This window comes from Polaribacter sp., assembly GCF_049276715.1.
Classification (GTDB): Bacteria; Bacteroidota; Bacteroidia; order Flavobacteriales; family Flavobacteriaceae; genus Polaribacter.
In genome coordinates this window covers 1-1523 of sequence record NZ_JBASWY010000036.1, presented here as the reverse complement: position 1 = coordinate 1523, position 1523 = coordinate 1, and the positions used below count along the sequence as shown (strand labels likewise).

Here is a 1523-nt window from a genome sequence, read left to right as displayed (position 1 = left end):
GCCTTTGATACTACTGACTACGCTACCGCTGCTCAAGGGGCAACTGCAAATGCAGCACTACCTAAAGCAGGTGGGGCGATGACGGGCGCTATTACAACTAATAGCACCTTTGATGGTCGTGATGTAGCAACGGACGGCTCGAAGTTAGATGGTATAGCTACTTCAGCTAACAACTATGTTCATCCAAACCATAGTGGTGATGTAACGTCTACTGCTGATGGTGCTACAGTAATTTCATCTGGTGCAGTTGATATTGCAATGTTATCTGCTACAGGTACAGCTTCAGGCACTACATTCCTTAGAGGAGATAATACTTGGGTAGTACCTACAGATACTAACACTACCTACTCTGTAGGTGATGGTGGCTTAACAGAGATTAACTTTACTTCAGCTGATAATACTAAGTTAGATGGCATTGAGACAGGTGCTACAGCAGACCAAACTCAATCTGATATTAATGCTTTAGGTATTACAGCTACTAGCGTTGACTTAGGTAACTGGACTATTACAGAGAGTTCTGGTGTTGCATACTTCGCTACAGGCGGTGTCAATAAGATGAAGCTAGACGCTTCAGGCAATCTGACAGTAGTTGGAGACATTACAGCGTTTGGCACAATTTAAGGAGTAGTGTATGGCAGTTAAAGGTTCAGGCGCACTATCAATCGCTACAGATATTGTAGGCGAATTTGGTGGTGATGCTCCTCACTCATTAAGTGAATATTATGGCGGTGGTACTTATGTACCCGCAGGTGCTAACCCTGGTATCGCTACATCAGGCGCAATCAATTTTGGAAGTCACTATGGTGCTGTAGCAGCAACTGTATTAACCATCTCATCTAATGTTAATAACTACGATATTGGCGCACAAGCAATCTCAGCAGGTGGTGATAAATCTACTCCTGTTATTCTAACTATTAATGCAGGTGTTACTGTAGGTTCTACTTCTGCATCAACAGCGGCTATGTTCACAGGTACAGGTTGGGCATCAGGCACTACAATTAACATTACCAATAATGGCTCTATTGTAGGTCTGTCAGGAACTAATACATCAGGTGGCATAGGAACGGGTGGTAACGGTGGAAATGGAACAGGTAGCACAGGTGGTCCAGGTGTAGCAGGTGGCACAGGCTCAGGCTCAGCAGACTCAGCTAACACCGGTGGCGATGCTTTTGAACACTCACAAACATCAGATAATAATCTATCAGTAATATTTGATACAGTAGGTACACGTACAGCAGGCTCGGCAGGAACTAAAACCATCAGTGGTGGCGGTGGCGGTGGCGGTGCTGGTGGCGGTGGTTGGTATGGGGGTAAAGGTATCGGTGGTCCTGGTGGGGGCGGTGGAGCGGGTAGCCCTCCAGGTGCAGGTGGTGCTAGGGGTGTACTTCATGTAGATGTTGCTACTGCTGGTACAGCAGGTACTACAACATCAGGCGGAGCAGGTGGTCCGAGTTATGCTCATTGGAGTTCAGTTAGTGGAGCAGCAGGTGATGGAGGAGACCCAGGCTTAGCAGGTGGCTCAG

Annotated in this window: 1 protein-coding gene and 1 pseudogene; both read left to right on the top strand. The window is 46.9% G+C overall.

Annotated features, from left to right (window positions below):
• Positions 1–621 (top strand): hypothetical protein (locus WAO74_RS09805; protein WP_422161666.1); only part of this gene is annotated, 621 nt, incomplete at its 5' end.
• A 10-nt stretch (positions 622–631) separates the two neighbouring features.
• Positions 632–1523 (top strand): annotated as a pseudogene (locus tag WAO74_RS09800) (hypothetical protein); the annotation flags it as partial.